This window comes from Pontibaca salina, from assembly GCF_016307205.1.
Lineage (GTDB): Bacteria > Pseudomonadota > Alphaproteobacteria > Rhodobacterales > Rhodobacteraceae > Pontibaca > Pontibaca salina.
Genome location: NZ_JAEIJD010000002.1, coordinates 91,215 through 109,015, shown reverse-complemented (window position 1 = coordinate 109,015; position 17,801 = coordinate 91,215). Strand labels below are relative to the sequence as shown.

General features: G+C 57.9%; 16 protein-coding genes and 1 tRNA gene. 13 read left to right on the top strand and 4 right to left on the bottom strand.

What is annotated here, in order from left to right:
- Window positions 1-28: 28 nt before the first annotated feature.
- The gene (gene ppk2 / locus JAO82_RS03230) at window positions 29-970 is read right to left on the bottom strand and encodes a polyphosphate kinase 2 (protein WP_198684911.1); all 942 of its coding nucleotides are present in this window, start codon (window positions 968-970) and stop codon (window positions 29-31) included.
- A gap of 152 nt (window positions 971-1,122) precedes the next feature.
- On the opposite strand from ppk2, the gene parE reads away from it, so the two are divergent.
- The 7 genes from parE (at window position 1,123) to JAO82_RS03195 (ending at window position 9,201) form a co-directional block, all read left to right on the top strand.
- The gene (gene parE / locus JAO82_RS03225; protein WP_198684910.1) at window positions 1,123-3,081 is read left to right on the top strand and encodes a DNA topoisomerase IV subunit B; all 1,959 of its coding nucleotides are present in this window, start codon (window positions 1,123-1,125) and stop codon (window positions 3,079-3,081) included.
- Window positions 3,082-3,953: 872 nt separating this feature from the next.
- A complete protein-coding gene (locus JAO82_RS03220; RefSeq protein ID WP_232897205.1) occupies window positions 3,954-5,207 on the top strand; it encodes an ABC transporter substrate-binding protein in 1,254 nt (417 codons plus the stop codon).
- Between the two features lie 74 nt (window positions 5,208-5,281).
- Complete coding sequence (locus tag JAO82_RS03215; protein WP_198684908.1) at window positions 5,282-6,151, top strand: branched-chain amino acid ABC transporter permease; 870 nt, start codon at window positions 5,282-5,284, stop codon at window positions 6,149-6,151.
- A complete protein-coding gene (locus JAO82_RS03210; RefSeq protein ID WP_332872474.1) occupies window positions 6,144-7,121 on the top strand; it encodes a branched-chain amino acid ABC transporter permease in 978 nt (325 codons plus the stop codon). The genes JAO82_RS03215 and JAO82_RS03210 overlap by 8 nt, the downstream gene beginning before the upstream one ends.
- Window positions 7,118-7,885 carry an ABC transporter ATP-binding protein gene (locus tag JAO82_RS03205; RefSeq protein WP_198684907.1) on the top strand — a complete coding sequence of 256 codons (768 nt, stop codon included), beginning with the start codon at window positions 7,118-7,120 and terminating at the stop codon, window positions 7,883-7,885. Before JAO82_RS03210 ends, JAO82_RS03205 begins: the two co-directional genes overlap by 4 nt.
- Window positions 7,875-8,582, top strand: coding sequence for an ABC transporter ATP-binding protein (locus JAO82_RS03200; RefSeq protein WP_198684906.1), 708 nt, complete (start codon window positions 7,875-7,877; stop codon window positions 8,580-8,582). Before JAO82_RS03205 ends, JAO82_RS03200 begins: the two co-directional genes overlap by 11 nt.
- Entirely contained in the window at window positions 8,554-9,201 is a 648-nt protein-coding gene (locus JAO82_RS03195) for a tetratricopeptide repeat-containing protein (protein WP_198684905.1), read from the top strand. The genes JAO82_RS03200 and JAO82_RS03195 overlap by 29 nt, the downstream gene beginning before the upstream one ends.
- Window positions 9,202-9,263: 62 nt before the next feature.
- Here JAO82_RS03195 and JAO82_RS03190 read toward each other — a convergent pair.
- Together JAO82_RS03190 and JAO82_RS03185 are read right to left on the bottom strand one after the other, a co-directional pair.
- Window positions 9,264-9,348 (bottom strand) — tRNA-Leu (locus JAO82_RS03190).
- Window positions 9,349-9,462: 114 nt separating this feature from the next.
- Window positions 9,463-11,028 (bottom strand): NAD(P)H-hydrate dehydratase, encoded by a 1,566-nt coding sequence (locus tag JAO82_RS03185; RefSeq protein ID WP_198684904.1) that lies wholly within the window; start codon window positions 11,026-11,028, stop codon window positions 9,463-9,465.
- A 157-nt stretch (window positions 11,029-11,185) separates the two neighbouring features.
- Here JAO82_RS03185 and JAO82_RS03180 point away from each other — a divergent pair, with 157 nt between their 5' ends.
- The 4 genes from JAO82_RS03180 (at window position 11,186) to purB (ending at window position 15,247) form a co-directional block, all read left to right on the top strand.
- Window positions 11,186-11,524 carry a P-II family nitrogen regulator gene (locus JAO82_RS03180; protein WP_198684903.1) on the top strand — a complete coding sequence of 113 codons (339 nt, stop codon included), beginning with the start codon at window positions 11,186-11,188 and terminating at the stop codon, window positions 11,522-11,524.
- A 34-nt stretch (window positions 11,525-11,558) separates the two neighbouring features.
- Complete coding sequence (gene glnA, locus JAO82_RS03175; protein ID WP_198684902.1) at window positions 11,559-12,965, top strand: type I glutamate--ammonia ligase; 1,407 nt, start codon at window positions 11,559-11,561, stop codon at window positions 12,963-12,965.
- A gap of 143 nt (window positions 12,966-13,108) precedes the next feature.
- Window positions 13,109-13,765 (top strand): 5-formyltetrahydrofolate cyclo-ligase, encoded by a 657-nt coding sequence (locus JAO82_RS03170; protein ID WP_198684901.1) that lies wholly within the window; start codon window positions 13,109-13,111, stop codon window positions 13,763-13,765.
- A 177-nt stretch (window positions 13,766-13,942) separates the two neighbouring features.
- Window positions 13,943-15,247: an adenylosuccinate lyase gene (gene purB, locus JAO82_RS03165; protein ID WP_198684900.1), complete on the top strand. Its 1,305-nt coding sequence runs from the start codon at window positions 13,943-13,945 to the stop codon at window positions 15,245-15,247.
- 149 nt (window positions 15,248-15,396) lie between these two features.
- Here the strand turns inward: purB and irrA are convergent, their stop codons facing one another.
- Entirely contained in the window at window positions 15,397-15,813 is a 417-nt protein-coding gene (gene irrA, locus JAO82_RS03160; RefSeq protein ID WP_198684899.1) for an iron response transcriptional regulator IrrA, read from the bottom strand.
- A 198-nt stretch (window positions 15,814-16,011) separates the two neighbouring features.
- Here irrA and fabA point away from each other — a divergent pair, with 198 nt between their 5' ends.
- Together fabA and fabB are read left to right on the top strand one after the other, a co-directional pair.
- Complete coding sequence (fabA, locus tag JAO82_RS03155; protein WP_198684898.1) at window positions 16,012-16,524, top strand: bifunctional 3-hydroxydecanoyl-ACP dehydratase/trans-2-decenoyl-ACP isomerase; 513 nt, start codon at window positions 16,012-16,014, stop codon at window positions 16,522-16,524.
- A 42-nt stretch (window positions 16,525-16,566) separates the two neighbouring features.
- Window positions 16,567-17,796 carry a beta-ketoacyl-ACP synthase I gene (gene fabB, locus JAO82_RS03150; RefSeq protein ID WP_198684897.1) on the top strand — a complete coding sequence of 410 codons (1,230 nt, stop codon included), beginning with the start codon at window positions 16,567-16,569 and terminating at the stop codon, window positions 17,794-17,796.
- Window positions 17,797-17,801: the final 5 nt, after the last annotated feature.

The window sequence follows — 17,801 nt, the reverse complement described above, 5'->3', positions numbered from 1 at the left end:
CCCGCTCAGGCCGAAAAGGGCCGACCAATTACTCTGTTCCGTCGCCGGGTTGTGGTGCTGTCGCGGGCATATATTCGGCACGCTGGATGACATTATGCGCCTGCCCCACGATCAACGGATCGGGCGGCTGCACGACTGCGTCATCCCGGTCGGGATAATCCAGCGAGTACAGGAAATGCCGCATGCAATTCAGCCGCGCGCGTTTCTTGTCATCGGACTTGATTACGGTCCACGGCGCATCGGCGGTGTCAGTGTAAAAGAACATCGCCTCTTTGGCTTCGGTATAATTGTCCCATTTGCCCAAAGAGGCCTTGTCAATCGGCGACAGCTTCCAACGTTTCAGCGGATCGGTGGCACGGCGGTCGAACCGGCGTCGTTGTTCGGCCTGTGAAACCGAAAACCAGTATTTGTAAAGCCGGATCCCCGCGCGCACCAGCATCCGCTCAAGCTCGGGAGTCTGGCGCATAAACTCCAGATACTCGTGCGGTTCGCAAAACCCCATCACCCGCTCGACCCCGGCGCGATTGTACCAAGAGCGATCATAGAACACCATTTCTCCCGAAGTCGGAAGATGGCGAATATAACGCTGATAATACCATTGTCCGCGTTCGCGGTCGGTGGGCTTATCCAACGCAACGACACGCGCCGTTCGCGGGTTCAGATGTTCGTTGAACCGTTTGATCGTCCCGCCCTTACCCGCAGCGTCGCGCCCCTCAAACAGCAGAACGAATTTCTGCCCTGTCTCATGGGCCCAATGCTGTACTTTCAGCAGCTCGGCCTGCAACTGGGCTTTTTCGGCTTCATAGGCGCGCCGCCCCATTTTTTCGGAATAGGGAAAGCGGCTGCTTTCAAAGGCATGTCGCACCTCTTCGGGGATGGGCTTGCCGGGGCGGCCAGTGTCAGAAACGTCTTCCTCAACGGGTCTGACGTCAGTTACGGAAGCAGTGGACGATGTAATGGGTGAAATCATATAAAACCTCTTATTGAGCAAATATGCCACAACCTCCCTTAAGGGGCCAGCCACTCTGGCATGCCGTATTCTGCGCCACGCGCAGTCCCTTTCCCCGCCCCGCAGGCTCTGCCATAATAAGGGCCAACCAATCAAAAGAGCAGCATCAACACATGGCCGACGACCTTCTCAGTGCCCAGCACTCCGCCGATTATGACGCCGCCTCGATCGAGGTTCTCGAAGGGCTGGAACCGGTGCGCAAGCGCCCCGGCATGTATATTGGCGGCACCGACGAGCGCGCGCTGCACCATCTGGTCGCCGAAGTGCTCGACAACTCGATGGACGAAGCGGTCGCTGGTCACGCCAACCGCATCGAGGTGGAACTGCACGCGGACAACTCGATCACCATCCGCGACAACGGGCGCGGCATCCCGATCGATCCGCATCCGAAATTCCCCGGCAAATCCGCGCTGGAGGTGATCCTGTGCACCCTGCATGCGGGCGGCAAGTTCTCAGGCAAGGCCTATGAGACCTCGGGCGGATTGCACGGGGTGGGCGCCTCTGTGGTGAACGCGCTCAGCGACTCGATGGTGGTTCAGGTGGCGCGCGACCGGCAGCTACATGAACAGCGGTTTTCGCGCGGTCTGCCGCTTGGCCCTGTCGAACAGATCGGGGCCGCCCCCAACCGGCGCGGCACCACGGTGACCTTTCACCCTGATGCCGAGATCTTTGGCCAGCATCGGTTCAAACCGGCGCGGCTGTTCAAATCGATCCGCTCCAAGGCGTATCTGTTTTCAGGCGTCGAAATCCGCTGGAAATCCGCCGTCGAGGAGGGCGACACCCCGACCGAGGCAACCTTCCACTTTCCCGGCGGGCTGTCTGATTATCTGGGTGAGACACTGGGCAAGGCCAGCACCTATGCTGACAAACCCTTCGCCGGTACCGTCGATTTCCGCGAAAGGTTTAACAGCGCGGGCAAGGTCGAATGGGCGATCAACTGGACCCCGTCGCGCGACGGTTTCATCCAATCCTATTGCAATACCGTCCCCACCCCCGAAGGGGGCACGCACGAGGCCGGGTTTTGGGCTGCGATCCTAAAAGGCATCCGCGCCTATGGCGAATTGGCAGGCAACCGCAAGGCCGCGCAGATCACCCGCGAAGACCTGATCGCCGGGGGCTGCGCGCTGGTGTCCTGTTTTATCAGCGAACCAGAATTCGTCGGCCAGACCAAAGATCGACTTGCGACGGTTGAGGCGCAACGGCTGGTGGAAAACTCGGTACGTGACCATTTCGATAATTGGCTGGCCGCAGACACCAAGAGCGCCGGTGCAATCCTTGATTTTCTGGTCTTGCGGGCCGAAGAACGGTTGCGGCGTCGGCAGGAAAAGGAAACCCAGCGCAAATCTGCAACCAAAAGGCTGCGCCTGCCGGGGAAGCTGACCGATTGTACGTCGAACAGCCGCGAGGGCACCGAACTGTTCATCGTCGAGGGTGACTCGGCGGGTGGCAGCGCGAAGATGGCCCGCGACCGCAGGACCCAGGCCCTGCTGCCCCTGCGCGGCAAGATTCTGAACGTGCTGGGGGCGGCCAGCTCCAAACTGGGCAGCAATCAGGAAATCAGGGATCTGTCTCAGGCGCTCGGTGTCGGATTGGGTAGCAAGTTCAAGCTTGATGACCTGCGTTATGAAAAGGTCATCATCATGACCGATGCCGATGTTGACGGCGCGCATATCGCATCGCTGCTGATGACATTTTTCTTTACCCAGATGCGCCCGATGATCGATGCCGGGCACCTTTACCTCGCCTGTCCACCCCTGTTCCGCCTGACCCAAGGCGCGCGCCGCGTCTATTGCGTGGACGAGGCCGAAAAGGACGCGCTGCTTGAGAAAGGTCTGGGCGGAAAAGGCAAGATCGACGTCAGCCGCTTCAAGGGTTTGGGCGAAATGGACGCCAAGGATCTGAAAGAAACCACCATGGACCCGGCGAGCCGCAAACTCATCCGGGTGACGATCGACGAGGATGAACCCGGCGAAACCGGCGAATTGGTGGAGCGGCTCATGGGGAAAAAACCGGAACTGCGGTTCCAATACATTCAGGAGAATGCCCGCTTCGTAGAGGAACTGGACGTCTAGGGCGTATTGTATTCAATCGAATTCGCCTGCTGTCATGAGGCAGCGGTTGCGCGGCAAAGGCGTTCATGACAGCTGGCGAATAAGTGAATCCATTTAAACCTAACTCCGGCTAATCAATAGTTCTCTTTCGCACAATCCTATTTCTTGCTGCGATCTTCGTATGTTATCGCGAGAACATGTCAGGGAGCGCTCACTGCAGTGTGCGCCTGAGCGGATCAACCCGCATAGGCAAACAACCACTACGCCCGTATGGAAGGCGGCCGCCCTCATACATGACCGCGCCTTTCGTGCATTTGGGTAAGCGCTGGATCGGTCGCTGGCACCGATCAAGAACTCTCGAGAATTCCGAACCTCTGATGGGTCCGCCGGGAAGGTATATCCCGCCTTTTGCGACCAATTGCTGCGTGCCCCACCTGCGTTAGCTGCGTCATCATACTGCAGCCGAATAGCAGCGACCTATCCACCCTAGACTGAGTTGGCGTTGGCCTCGATGCAGCGCTCAGGAACCAGTTGCGCACAAAATGTCTGTATTTGGTTCAGATCCGGTCCTGCATCGTACAGCCGATCAGGCGCCAACCATAATACCGCCCAAAACCCGCATGTTAATAAACCCCTGCGCAACTTTCGGGAATCGGTCTCACAAGTCCGGCAATTAAATTTCTTGTCAGGAAATCCGTATACTGTTAGCTTTTTTACAGGAATCACGGATAATTTTGGGATTAGCCGCAAAAACTGGTGCAGCACTGGCGTTCACGCCCTCCCAACTGGTTTGAAACTGGTTCCCTAAAAAATATCACGCAAAAAATTGCGGAAAACCAACATGGGAGGAACGAATGATTGCCAAGGCTTTGAGGGGCGGGTTTTCCCGTCGCATGTTTCTGAAATCCAGCGCGGTTACTGCGCTTGGCGCAGCTCTGCCGAACATGACACTGGCTGCAGGTGAAACCATCAAAATCGGGTTTCTGGCGCCGCTGACCGGACCGGTTTCTGCTTGGGGAAAACCCGGCCTGGACGGTTGCACAATCTGGGCTGAACGGGTGAACGCGGAGGGCGGCATCAAGCTGGAGGATGGCGAGCATAAGATTGAATTCGTTGCCTATGACAATGAATATGATCCCGCCAAGGCCCGCACCGGTGCGACAAAGCTTATTCGCGAAGACGGCGTCAGCTTTGTGATGATGTTGGGCGGTGACACTTGGCCAGGCGTGCAGCCCGTCGCCGACAGAACAGGCATGCTGTTCTCGACCCTGCTGCCCTCGGATCTATCACCAGATACCACGACCCTTGTCGCCCCGACCGAGGTGCACCCGATCTATATCGTGACCGGGGTACAGTGGCTGGCCGAGAACCGGCCCGAGTTGAAAACCGCCGTCATGTGCGCGCAGGACGACGCGCTGGGTCTACCATCGGTCGCTACATATCTTGCCGCGTTCGAAGCCGCCGGCATCGAAATGCAAGACGATCCGCTGCTGTTTGACCCCGCAACCACCGATTTCGCGCCTGTGGTGACGCGCTTGCTGTCCTCCAATCCCGATATCGTCTGTCTCGATACCTGCTATTCCGATTACGTGCACCCAATTTGCACGCAATTGTTCTTGCAGGGTTTCAAGGGGCAGATCATTTCGGCAACGGCGGATTTTTACGACCAGATGATCGCCAAGACTTCGAAAGAGTTTATGGAAGGTTTCATCTTCCAATTCCCCGATTTTGACGATCCAGCCCTGAATGCCGAGCATATCAACTTTCCCGACGCCAACGGGTTCTACACCGAGTATAACAAGCGATATCCGGGCCAGTGGGGCGCGGTCAGTTGGGAATACGCCTCGATTATGGAATTGTGGAAGTTGGCTGCCGAGAAGGCCGGCAGCGTCGATCCCGAAGCAGTTCTAGCGGCGATGCAAGAGGGCGGCAAAGGTCAACACGCGTTTGGCGAGGCCTCATGGTGGGGCGAGGAACTGTTTGGTATCGACCACGCGCTGGTTGGCGATTGGCCTGTCGTAATGATCGAAGACGGCAAAGCAAGGATCAAGGCCTTCGTATCGATCCCGGATTGGTATGACCAACATGGCGATCTGCTGATCAAATATATGACTAAATACGATCAGATGTGGAGCCAGCGTAGCTGATCTGACGCGGTCTCCCACCGGCGGCGCGTGCCCCCTGCCCGCGCCGCTGCAATTCGCAGAAACGGGAATACGCTATGATTGAACTTCTGGCCCAAACCGGCCTGAACGCGGTCTACGCCGCCAGCTATATATCTCTGGTCGCGGTCGGACTGGTTCTGATCTTCGGTGTCATGGGCGTCATAAACTTTGCCCATGGCGAACTGTTCATGGCGGGTGCCTATGTTGTCGTCGCCCTTTACGCCCAACGTTTTGTGCCGTTCTTTATCGCGGTTGCTGCCGGGTTGGTCTTTGTCGGCCTACTGGGTCTGTTGATGGAACGGGCATTGTTTCGCCCCTTGCGGGACAATCCGCTTGGCGGGTTGGTCGCGTCGATCGGATTTCTGATGATCCTTCAGGCGCTCGCGGTGATGGGGTTCGGCGTACGCATGGAATACATCCCCCCCGTCACGCAAGAGGTCATCGCGTTCTCGGACAAGGTGCGGCTGCCGATTTCGCGACTATATGTGATCATTGCCGCCGTCGTGATGCTCTCATTGCTGTGGTATTTCCTGAAACGAACGCGGTTCGGCTGGGCCTTGCGGGCCTCCGCGCAGGATCCGCAGGCAGCGGCGCTTCAGGGCATTTCCGTAACTCTGACAGCCAAAATCGCGATGTTCATCGGCGCGGGTTTTGCCGGTCTGGCCGGAGCGCTGACCGCGCCTTTGGTGTCGGTCAATCCATATATGGGCCACTCGATCATCGTCACCGCCTTTATCGTGATTATCGTCGGCGGGGTCGGCTCGCTGGAAGGGGCGGTGCTGGCCTCAATCGTTTATGCCTTTGTCCACACCTTCGTGACCACGTTTTACGACGGCGTGATTGCCGATATCACCGGCCTGATGCTGATGCTGATTGTTCTGATCGTCAAGCCAACCGGCCTGTTCGGGAGTGCCGACCGTGCGTAACATCTTCATTTGGACCGTTATCGCCGCGATATTGTTCGCCCTGCCAAATCTTCTCAGTTTCTCGCAGCAGGAAGTGTTGGTTTTCCTGACCATCAATATACTGGTGGTGGCGTCTTATCGTCTTTTGACGCTGACCGGTGAGTGGTCATTGGGTCATGTGGTCATTATGGGCGTCGGGGCTTATGCCTCGGCGATGCTAACGAAATCCTCTGGCCTTTATGTCCCGCTCGGGATCGTGATGGGCGGGGTCGTCGCAGGCCTGACCGCGCTGGCGCTCAGCTATCCGCTGTTTCGCATGAAGGGGTTCTATTTCCTAATTGGCAGCTTTGCCGCAGGTGAAATCATCCGACTTCTCTGGAAGCGTTTCCGCGAACCTTTCGGGGGCACCAAGGGCATCAAAGGCATCGACCCCATGCCGGATTTCTCGGTCGGTTTCTATGATTTTGATTTTTTTGAACCAACAAGCTATTTCTACTTCTCGGCCATCGTGGTGGCGATCTGCCTTTGGATCCTCTGGCGGATCGAAAAATCGCCGATCGGGTTGACCTTCCAAGCGGTGCATTGGCAAGACAAACTGGCCCAGGCATCAGGCGTCAATTTACGGGCCTATCGAACACTGGCCTTTGTTATTGCCTCCGGGTTTGCCGGCATCGCGGGGGCGCTGCTGGCGCACTATATCGGAACCATCAACCCCAACAGCTTTGATGTCGAGGTTATGGTATTCGTGCTTACCTGGGCCATCGTCGGGGGTACCAGCACGTTCTATGGCCCAATTCTGGGCTGTGTGGTGCTGACGATCCTCAATGAAGTCGTCCTGCGTGAATTGGGCCTCGAGCAGACAAGGCCGCTGATCTACGGCCTCATCCTGATCCTGTCGATCCTGTTCATGCCCAACGGCTTAGAGAGCATCGTGCAAAAATTCACCCGTCAGAAAGAGCGCAGATCTCTGCGCCCGGAGGAAGCCAAATGACCTCTCTTTTGGAAGTAAAAGACCTGACGATGCGCTTTGGCGGACTGACCGCCGTAGACACCCTGAACTTCAAGGTCGAGAAGGGCACGATCCACGGTTTGATCGGCCCTAACGGGGCCGGCAAAACCACCACCTTCAACATGATTTCAGGTTTTTACACCCCGTCAGCGGGTGAGGTTCTGCTGCGCGGCGAAAACATCGCTGGCCTTCCGATGCACGAGGTCGCCCGCCGCGGGGTGGTACGCACGTTCCAGCACTCGACCCTGTTCGCCGAATTAACGGTGTTGGAAAACGCACTCGTCGGGACGCATATGCCGTTTCGCCCCAACCTCTTTGCGGCGATTTTCGGCTGGGACAAAGACGCCCGCAATGGTGCCGAGGCCCGCGCCCGAGAGGCTTTGACATTTTTCGGTTTGGCGGATGTCGGCCACGAACACGCCGGGGATTTGTCCCATGGTCACCAACGTGCGTTAGGTATGGCTGTGGCCTATGCCAGTCATCCCGATATCGTCCTTCTGGATGAACCTTTTACCGGGATGAACCCGGAAGAGACCAAGCACATGATGGGACTGATGAAGCAGCTTTGCAGCGACGGCATTACTATTCTGCTTGTAGAGCATGACATGCAGGCGATCATGGGCCTGTGCGATAACATCACCTGCATGAGTTTTGGCAAGTTTCTTGCCGAGGGCGGTCCAGCTGAGATCCGCAATCACCCGGCTGTCATCGAAGCCTATCTGGGAGGCGCCCGACATGTTGCTTGAAATGCGCGATATCAACGTGAATTACGGCAAGATCTCGGCGATCCGCAACATCTCGATAAATGTCCCCGAAGGCCAGATTGTCACCATCATCGGCGGCAATGGCGCGGGCAAGACGACAAGTTTACGCGCCATGTCCGGGATGCTGCCCCTGAAAAGCGGTGAAATCCATTTCGAAGGCAAGCGCATCGACGGCATGGCGCCGCATAAGATCGTAGCACACGGCATCGCCCATGTGCCCGAAGGGCGGCGGATTTTCCCCGATATGACAGTCGAGGAAAACCTGCGCACCGGAGCGTTCCTGCGCAAGGACAAAGCCAAGGTCGAGAATGATCTCAAAGACGTGTTCGAACGTTTCCCGCGCCTGCACGAAAGACGGCGGCAACGGGCGCAGACCATGTCGGGCGGCGAACAGCAAATGCTGGCGATCGGGCGGGCGTTAATGTCCGATCCGCGCATCTTGCTGATGGATGAGCCGTCAATGGGTCTCGCCCCCGTCATCGTCGAGGAAATCGCCGTCATCGTCGAAGAGATCAACGCGCGGGGATTGTCGGTGGTTCTGGTCGAACAGAACGCGGTGCTGGCGCTGGAATTGGCGAATTACGCCTATGTTCTGGAATCCGGCAACATGGCATTGGAGGGCCCTGCGAGTGAACTTCATGACAACGAACATGTCCGCGCCGCATATCTGGGGCTTTAGCCGGGACGACCGTGAGATGCAGGCCGCGCGCGCCGCCGGTTGGACGCGGGCAGATCTGGTCTGGGAGCGTCTGATGGAGGCGGGCAATCGCCGGTATTGCGAAGCTCGCATCGCCAAATCCGCCGCGCTATTCCGTCAGGCCGAAATACTTGCGCGACTGGCTTTTGAGCGCTCCGACCTGCGGCGCGCCACCTCAGCGGCCAGTCTGGCGCGGATCGCAATGCACAACGGTGATCTGTCTCGCGCCCAAAAGCTCCAGCGCCGGGCGTTGTGCATATGGCGCAATGCCCCGGAACAGATCGCCGCCATGAAGATCGCCCCGCGCTCGCGCAGTTCCCTTTTCCATCTGCGTATGGAAGTGAAACACCGCGACACATTTCACGATAACATGCGCATTCGGTTTTCCCGTTTCGCTGCAGAAACCGAAGAAACCCTGCGCACGTTGACCGCGCCGACTGCAAAGCCGCGCCGGCATTTCTCCCGCTGGCGCGGCGAGCGCCCCGGCATGTATGACGACACCCGCAAGATCATCGGCGCCTGTCTGCTGATCACAGATCAGAATCAGAAGGCTTCCGCCGAACCTGCCCCTCGACCAGGTAAGAAAACTACAACAGCGTAGTTACGATTCCCACGCTGGAATCGGCGCGTGAACTCGCCAAGTGCCCATAGAATATCTTGGTATGGTGCGGGTGAAGGGACTTGAACCCCCACGCCTTGCGGCGCCAGAACCTAAATCTGGTGCGTCTACCAATTCCGCCACACCCGCACAGCACCGCCGGGGTGTTCCGGCGGGTTGCTGCCTCATAGCAAAGCCTGCCTGAGGAAGCGAGAGGGAAATTGCAATCGCGCCGTGCTTGCCAATCTTCGATCACCAAAGCGGTCACGTCAGCTTGCGTAAGACCAATGGCAAAGTTTCCGCTATATCCTCGGCAATCAGACCGGGACCAAATTTTCGCGCGCATTCCACATGGAGCCACGCAGCGGCTTCTGCCGCCTGCATCGGATCAAGCCCGCGTGCCAGCAGACCAGTGATGAATCCCGCAAGCACATCCCCAGCCCCGGCTGTGGCAAGCCAAGGTGCTGCCCATTCGCGGCGGGCCGAATTAATGGCGCATGTCCCGTCGGGAGCGGCGATTACCGTGTCAGACCCTTTCAACAACACCACACACCCCGCCCGCTGCGCTGCCGCGCGGGTAGCATCAACGCGGGAATAGGCCGGCCCTGTGGTTGCCGGTGTGGCCAATTTGTCGGCAATGTCCGCAAACAGGCGCGCGAACTCTCCCTCATGTGGGGTCAGCACACAGGCTTTGTGCAACATGTCAAACAGGGTTTGGGGATCATCCGAAAACACGGTCAGCGCGTCCGCGTCCAAAACGCAGGCCCGCCCGCTTGTCAGCGCGACTGTAACCAAATCGCGAGCGCGGCTTAGTCCCAATCCCGGCCCGAGGCAAAGCGCGTTGATCCGCGCATCTTCAAGCACCTGCCCTAACGCGTCACCATCATCGACCCGTTCCAGCATCAGGGCAGTGATCTGGCTGGCGACCTCCTGTTGCGCCGACCCCGGCACGCCCAGGGTGACCAGCCCGGCCCCGATCCGCAGCGCGCCGCGCGCCGCCAGTCGCGCCGCCCCGGTCCGCCCCGCCCCGCCCGCCAGGACCAGTGCATGACCATGTGAATATTTATGGGCACCCGTGGACTTCGCAAGCCTTCGCGACGAACTCCGCGCCTCCTTCACTAGCTCGATGCCGGACACCAGATCGCGGACCTTTTGGTCCAACCCAATGCTTTTGACCACGGTCTTGCCCGACAGTGCGCTGCCTTGGGACAGCCGATGCCCAAGTCGCGCTCGCTCGAAGGTCACAGTCATGTCAGCCGCTGTCAGTGTCCCCGATGAACCGTCCGGTTTGACCAGTTGCCGCCCACTATCCGAACAAAGGCCCGAAGGCATGTCCACTGCGACCAATCGCGATGGACCCGCCGCCCCGCGCATGGTCGCGACTTGTCCGATGACTTGCACCAGCATTTCATCGACTGGGCGCGTCAGGCCGGTTCCGAATAATGCATCCAGAATAAGATCGGGGGAAAGCCGAGCAATATTCTGCGGACCGGATAGCGGGTGCACCGAACCGAGCGCCGCCCAGCGGTCATAATTCTGCCTTGCATCCGGCGGCAGTCTTTCGGCGTCGCCGTAAAGGAACAGATCGATCCGCCAGCCCTGCTGCTGCAGCAAACGCGCCACCACAAAGCCATCACCGCCATTATTGCCCGGTCCGCACAGGACGACCGCATGACGCGGCAACTGTTTCCACTCTGGCCATTCCTTCAAAATCGCCTCGACGATAGCCTGTCCGGCGCGCTCCATCAGGATCAACCCGGTCGTGTCGCCGCTGTCAATCGCTGCATTTTCTATGGTGCGCATCTGCGCCGCGCTCAGCAATTCAGTCATGTGACGCCTTCACTCCGTTATTGCCAAAACCACCAAGTCGATGCATAAAATATCCACGCCGCCCGTAAAACCTATGGCTCTGCACTATCCTATATGATTGTCTTGACCCGCGAAAAATGGTCTGTGTCGACTCATCCTGCCTGAAGGAACTCCGCCCATGAAAAAGATCGAGGCTATCATAAAACCCTTCAAGCTCGACGAGGTCAAGGAAGCGCTTCAGGATGTGGGGATGCAGGGATTGAGCGTGATCGAGGTAAAGGGATTTGGTCGTCAGAAAGGTCACACCGAACTTTACCGGGGCGCCGAATATGTCGTGGATTTCTTACCCAAGGTAAAAATCGAACTGGTGCTAGAGGATGATCAGGTAGAAGCCGCGATCAAAGCGATCATAGACGCCGCCCGCACCGACAAGATCGGCGACGGCAAGATATTTGTCACCCCGGTCGAACAGGCCATCCGCATCCGCACCGGCGAATCCGGCCCGGACGCCCTTTAAATATCCGCGTTTCCAAAGGAAGGACGCAACGCCAATGAGTACCGAAGCCATTCTGCAACAGATCGTCGACGAGGACATCGAATTTGTCGATATCCGCTTTACCGATCCGCGGGGCACAATGCAGCACGTCACCCTTGTCGCCGATCTGGTCGACGAGGATTTCATCGACGAAGGATTCATGTTCGACGGCTCGTCAATTGCCGGTTGGAAAACGGTTGAAGCCTCAGACATGAAGTTGTTACCGGATACTGAAAGCGCCTATGTCGATCCGTTCTATGCGGAAAAGACCCTGTGCATCCATTGCACCGTGGTAGAACCGGATACCGGCGAACCCTATGCGCGAGATCCGCGCGGCACTGCTCAGAAAGCCGAAGCTTTTCTGATCGCAAGCGGCATCGGCGATACTGCTTATTTCGGACCGGAAGCCGAGTTTTTCCTGTTTGATGATGTGCGGTTCTCGTCCACAATCAACAAAGTTTCTTACGAGGTGGATGCAACCGACGGATCGTGGAACACCGATACCGAGTACGAGATGGGCAACATGGGTCACCGACCGGCGCTGAAAGGTGGCTATGTCCCGATCAACCCGGTGGATGAGGCTCAGGATCTGCGCTCGGAAATGCTCAGCACGATGAAGCGGCTTGGCATGAAAGTGGATAAGCACCACCACGAAGTTGCCTCGTGCCAGCATGAGCTGGGGTTGCTGTTTGGCACGCTGACCACGCAGGCTGACGAAATCCAGAAATACAAATATGTCATCCACAACGTTGCTCATGCCTATGGCAAGTCGGCAACTTTCATGCCCAAGCCGATTTCCGGCGACAATGGCAGCGGCATGCATGTCAACATGTCGATCTGGAAAGACGGCAAGCCGCTTTTTGCGGGAGATCGCTATGCCGATCTCAGTCAGGAGGCGCTGTATTTTATCGGCGGCCTGTTGAAACATGCGAAAGCGTTGAACGCATTTACCAACCCGACCACGAACAGTTACAAGCGGCTGGTGCCGGGATTTGAGGCCCCTGTTCTGCGGGCCTATTCAGCACGCAATAGGTCTGGCTGCATTCGTATTCCGTGGGCAGAATCTCCCAAGGCCAAACGGGTCGAGGCGCGCTTTCCCGATCCGGCGGCAAACCCCTATCTGTGCTTTGCAGCCCTGCTGATGGCTGGCCTGGACGGGATCAAATCCCGGATCGACCCGGGCGAGGCGATGGATAAGAACCTTTACGATTTACCCGCCGAGGAACTGGCCAGTATTCCGTCGGTTTGCAGCTCCCTGCGTGAAGCGCTGGAAGAACTGGAAACCAATGGTGAGTTCCTGCTGGCGGGGGATGTGTTCACGCGTGACCAGATTGATGGATATATCCGCCTGAAACGTGAGGAACTGGAGCGGTATGAAACCACGCCCCATCCGGTCGAATTCGCGATGTATTACAGTTGCTGATCGCACCAGCGGGCGGCTTAATCTCCGCCCGCTCGCCCGTGCGCGAAGCTTGGAATTGGGTATTTTAAACCAGAAAGAAGCTGGCGGTCTTTGACATCCATCGTGGTGCCTCCTAGGGTTGCCGGAAGAATGGAGGCACGCGCATGTCCGATAGCACCGGGGGCTCGGAGCCCTGTTTCGCCCATGAACTGATTGACGGCCATCCGGTCGATCCGCAGACCGCAAAAGATGTCGCGCGGTTTCGCACCCGTGAAAGAGCTAGGTTATACGAAATGCGCCGCTCGACATCGCAAAGCGACAACGCCCAGATGGCGCAGGTCGTGGGTGCGGAGCTGGACCGACTGATCAACGCACCGCAAGGGCAAAACATCGCCGTTTATTGGCCAATTCGCGGCGAAATGGACCTGCGGCCATGGATGACAAAAGCCCATGAGGCAGGTGCGAACATCGCCTTGCCTGTCGTGCTGAAAAAGGGACAGCCGCTGGAATTCCGGCCCTGGGCACCACGCTGCAAAATGGAACGCGGCATATGGAATATCCCGGTGCCGGTCGATGGCGATGCCGTGCAGCCAGACATTGTGATTTCGGCGGTTTTGGGGATTGATAACCAGCTTTATCGGCTTGGCAATGGCGGGGGCTATTATGACCGCACATTGGCTGCGATGGATAAACTCCCCTGGGTGATCGGGGTCGGCCAGCCCTTTGCGCGCATGAAGAGCATTTTCCCGCTGCCTTGGGACATTCCGATGCAGACGGTGGTTCTAGGCGATGGTTCCGTGCAAGGACACATCCCAAACTGATACAGCTTGGATCCGAGCACCTTAACGGTTGCTCCAACCCATATCACGTTGCGCAATACCCCGTTGCCGACCTGACCAAGAGCACTCAGTTTCAGGGTTACGCCGGCTCTTACCTTGTGGCAGCGGCCTAGGCGGTCTATTAGGCTCGCAACTCCAATATGAAAGGTGTCGCTGCCAATGATCCCCCGCTATTCCCGCCCCGATATGGTTGCCATCTGGTCGCCCGAAACCAAGTTTCGCATCTGGTTCGAGATCGAGGCCCACGCTTGCGATGCCATGGCCGATCTGGGCGTGATCCCGCGGGAGAATGCGCAAGCGGTGTGGAAGGCCAAGGACGTGGAGTTCGACGTTGCCCGCATTGATGAAATCGAGGCGGTGACCAAACATGACGTGATCGCCTTCCTGACTCATTTGTCCGAGATCGTCGGCGCGGATGCAGCGCGCTTCGTGCATCAGGGCATGACCAGCTCCGATGTTCTGGACACCACCTTCAATGTGCAACTGGTGCGCGCCGCCGACATCCTGATTGCCGACATGAAGGAATTGCTGGCTGCCCTGAAACGTCGCGCTTATGAGCATAAGGAAACGGTGCGCATCGGGCGCAGCCATGGCATCCACGCTGAACCGACCACGATGGGCCTGACATTTGCCCGGTTCTATGCCGAGATGGAGCGCAACCTCAATCGGCTGGAAAAGGCGCGATTTGAAGTCGCCACGGGCGCGATTTCTGGTGCAGTCGGCACATTTGCCAATATCGATCCGCGTATCGAAGAGCATGTCTGCGCCCAGATGGGACTGGAGCCCGAGCCGATTTCCACACAGGTGATCCCGCGCGACCGGCACGCCGCTTTCTTTGCGGCGTTGGGTGTGGTTGCCAGCAGTATTGAAAATATCGCCATCGAAATCCGGCACATGCAGCGCACCGAGGTGCTGGAGGCCGAAGAGTTTTTCAGCGCCGGCCAAAAGGGCAGTTCTGCCATGCCACACAAGCGCAACCCGGTGCTGACCGAAAACCTGACTGGCCTTGCCCGTCTGGTCCGTATGGCCGTGGTTCCAGCCATGGAAAACGTGGCGCTTTGGCATGAGCGCGACATTTCCCATTCCTCGGTCGAGCGCAATATCGGGCCCGATACCACCGTCACGCTAGACTTTGCCTTGGCCCGGCTTACTCAAGTGATCGATAAACTGGTGATCTACCCCGAGAACATGCTGGCAAACTTGCATAAGTTCCGCGGTCTGGTGATGTCGCAGCGGGTGCTTCTTGCCCTGACTCAGGCAGGTGTATCGCGCGAGGATGCCTATACCCTTGTCCAACGTAACGCGATGAAAGTCTGGGAAGAGGGTAAGGATTTTAAAACTGAACTTTTGGCCGATGCGGACGTGACCGCCGCGCTTAGCCCCGCTGAGATCGAAGAGAAATTCGACATGGCCTATCACACGAAACACGTGGATACGATTTTCAAACGTGTGTTCAAAGACTGACGAGAACCATAGAACCAAGTAAGATTAAGATGAAGCGCCAGAACAAGCTGTCTGGCGCTTCATCTTTTTGGATCCTAGGTGCACATATCGACCACAGATCAAGCCATATGTCGGCGCTCTGAGAGCGGTTAACAAACAGCGAAAAGCAATCAGACCCGGCGTAGCCTGATGACCACGTCGACCGAAACGATCTCGGCCCCTTTAGGCGCTTGCGGTAGGCCGCTGATGCGCAATTGCTCGGACGGTGCGTCGCTCAGATGCCCTTCGTCTTCCCAGTAGAAATGTGGGTGATCGTGGGTGTTGGTATCGAAATAGCTTTTCGAGCCATTCACCGTCACCTCTTGCATAAGACCGGCTGCGCAGAACGCGCGCAATGTGTTGTAAACCGTCGCCAGCGATACGGCAGCTCCGGTATCATGCGCCGCTTCAAACAGGCTTTCGGCGGTAACATGGCGATGCCTGCCATCGCCCACCAGCAATTCCGCCAGTGCCACGCGTTGTCGGGTCGGGCGCAAATCCGCCTTGCTCAACCATGTCGTTGCCGTTTCTGTAGGACAGTCGCTCATTGGTATCTCTGTCTTGGCCATATCTCTATATAAGGCGTTCATAGCACAGGTTTCAAATGAAATTCATTCGCAACTAGGAGGATCGCTCTCGGTGATCCATGACCATGCTGGCTGCCACCGGCGACCTTGCAGGAGGACCAAGTGCAATGCTAGACGAAGCAAGATGCGCGAAACGAAATAGTCAGGAGAGCACGCCAGATGGCCCAATACCCCAGCAGCTTTGACAAAGAGGGCTTGCTGAAATGCGCCCGCGGCGAACTTTTCGGCCCCGGTAATGCACAGTTGCCCGAACCGCCCATGCTGATGATGGATCGCATCACCGAGATCAGTGCCGACGGCGGCAGTCACGGCAAAGGCCATGTGATCGCCGAGTTCGATATTCATCCCGACCTGTGGTTCTTTGACTGCCACTTTCCCGGCAATCCGATCATGCCGGGCTGCCTGGGCCTGGATGGGTTGTGGCAGCTCACCGGTTTTAATCTGGGCTGGCGCGGGATGCTTGGTCAGGGCATGGCGCTGGGTGTGGGCGAGGTCAAGCTGACCGGTATGGTCAAACCCGACCGCAAGATGCTGACTTATTATGTAGACATGACCCGCGTCATTGACCGCAAGCTCAAGATCGGTGTCGCCGATGGACGCGTTGTCGCCGACGGCGAAGAGATCTATGCCGTCAAGGATATGAAGGTTGGGCTGGCCACGCCTGAGGCCTGATTGCCCGGGCGAGGAGCCAACAAGATATAAAAGGAGAGGCCGATGCGCCGCGTCGTTGTAACAGGGCTGGGCATAGTTTCGTCCATCGGAAATAATGCAGATGAGGTTCTGGAGGCTCTGAAGGCCGGGCGCTCGGGAATCGAGGCCTGCCCCGCCATGGCCGAGCATGGGTTTCGCAGCCGGATTGCCGGCACGCTGAAGATTAACCCCGCGGAACATGTGGACAAGCGCACCCTGCGCTTCATGGGGCCGGGGGCCGCCTATGCCCATATCGCAATGGCCGAGGCGATTGCCGATTCGGGTCTGGACGAGGGCGATATCGTCAACCCGCGCACCGGCCTTGTTGCCGGGTCCGGCGGGCCATCGACCAGCGCCATGCTGACCGCCCATCAGACCGTGCTGAAAAGCGGCGCAACCCGGCGGATTGGACCCTTTGCGGTGCCCAAATGCATGTCTTCGACGGTCAGTGCCAATCTGGCCACCGCCTATAAGATCAAGGGCATCAATTACTCCATCACCAGCGCCTGTTCGACTTCTTTGCACTGCATCGGCAACGCCGCTGAACAGATCATGTTGGGCAAACAGGACGTGATGTTTGCCGGGGGCGGCGAAGAACTAGACTGGACCCTGTCCTGCCTGTTCGATGCAATGGGCGCGATGTCGAGCAAATATAACGACACCCCCGAGCGCGCCAGCCGAGCCTTTGACGCCGATCGCGACGGGTTCGTGATATCGGGCGGCGGCGGTATCCTTGTCCTGGAAGAATTGGAGCATGCGCGCGCGCGCGGTGCGAAAATCTATGCCGAGGTCACCGGTTACGGTGCCACCAGCGACGGGCATGATATGGTTGCGCCATCTGGCGAAGGCGGCGAACGCGCCATGCGTCTGGCCCTGCAAACCCTGCCCGAGGGGCGCCGCGTTGGCTATATCAATGCGCATGGCACCAGCACCCCGGTTGGTGACGTGGGCGAGGTCGAGGCGGTACGCCGTGTGTTCGGTCAGGGGCAGACCCCGCCGATCAGTTCGACCAAATCGATGACCGGCCATGCGCAAGGGGCCGCCGGAGCCTTGGAGGCAATCTTCAGCCTGCTGATGCTGGAACACGACTTCATCGCCCGTTCGATCAATGTGGAAACGCTGGACCCAGCGCTGGAGCCGTCGGAAATTGCGCTAGAGACCGTGCAGAATGCTGGGTTGGACAGCGTGATGACCAACAGTTTCGGCTTTGGCGGAACCAATGGGTCGATGATCCTTTCGAAATTTCAAGGATAACAGCA

Excerpts from the sequence above, each read along its gene's own strand:
- ppk2 (WP_198684911.1), bottom strand. The coding sequence starts at position 970 with ATGATTTCACCCATTACATCGTCCACTGCTTCCGTAACTGACGTCAGA.
- parE (WP_198684910.1), top strand. The coding sequence starts at position 1,123 with ATGGCCGACGACCTTCTCAGTGCCCAGCACTCCGCCGATTATGACGCC.
- JAO82_RS03220 (WP_232897205.1), top strand. The coding sequence starts at position 3,954 with ATGTTTCTGAAATCCAGCGCGGTTACTGCGCTTGGCGCAGCTCTGCCG.
- JAO82_RS03215 (WP_198684908.1), top strand. The coding sequence starts at position 5,282 with ATGATTGAACTTCTGGCCCAAACCGGCCTGAACGCGGTCTACGCCGCC.
- JAO82_RS03205 (WP_198684907.1), top strand. The coding sequence starts at position 7,118 with ATGACCTCTCTTTTGGAAGTAAAAGACCTGACGATGCGCTTTGGCGGA.
- JAO82_RS03200 (WP_198684906.1), top strand. The coding sequence starts at position 7,875 with ATGTTGCTTGAAATGCGCGATATCAACGTGAATTACGGCAAGATCTCG.
- JAO82_RS03195 (WP_198684905.1), top strand. The coding sequence starts at position 8,554 with ATGTCCGCGCCGCATATCTGGGGCTTTAGCCGGGACGACCGTGAGATG.
- JAO82_RS03185 (WP_198684904.1), bottom strand. The coding sequence starts at position 11,028 with ATGACTGAATTGCTGAGCGCGGCGCAGATGCGCACCATAGAAAATGCA.
- JAO82_RS03180 (WP_198684903.1), top strand. The coding sequence starts at position 11,186 with ATGAAAAAGATCGAGGCTATCATAAAACCCTTCAAGCTCGACGAGGTC.
- glnA (WP_198684902.1), top strand. The coding sequence starts at position 11,559 with ATGAGTACCGAAGCCATTCTGCAACAGATCGTCGACGAGGACATCGAA.
- JAO82_RS03170 (WP_198684901.1), top strand. The coding sequence starts at position 13,109 with ATGTCCGATAGCACCGGGGGCTCGGAGCCCTGTTTCGCCCATGAACTG.
- purB (WP_198684900.1), top strand. The coding sequence starts at position 13,943 with ATGATCCCCCGCTATTCCCGCCCCGATATGGTTGCCATCTGGTCGCCC.
- irrA (WP_198684899.1), bottom strand. The coding sequence starts at position 15,813 with ATGAGCGACTGTCCTACAGAAACGGCAACGACATGGTTGAGCAAGGCG.
- fabA (WP_198684898.1), top strand. The coding sequence starts at position 16,012 with ATGGCCCAATACCCCAGCAGCTTTGACAAAGAGGGCTTGCTGAAATGC.
- fabB (WP_198684897.1), top strand. The coding sequence starts at position 16,567 with ATGCGCCGCGTCGTTGTAACAGGGCTGGGCATAGTTTCGTCCATCGGA.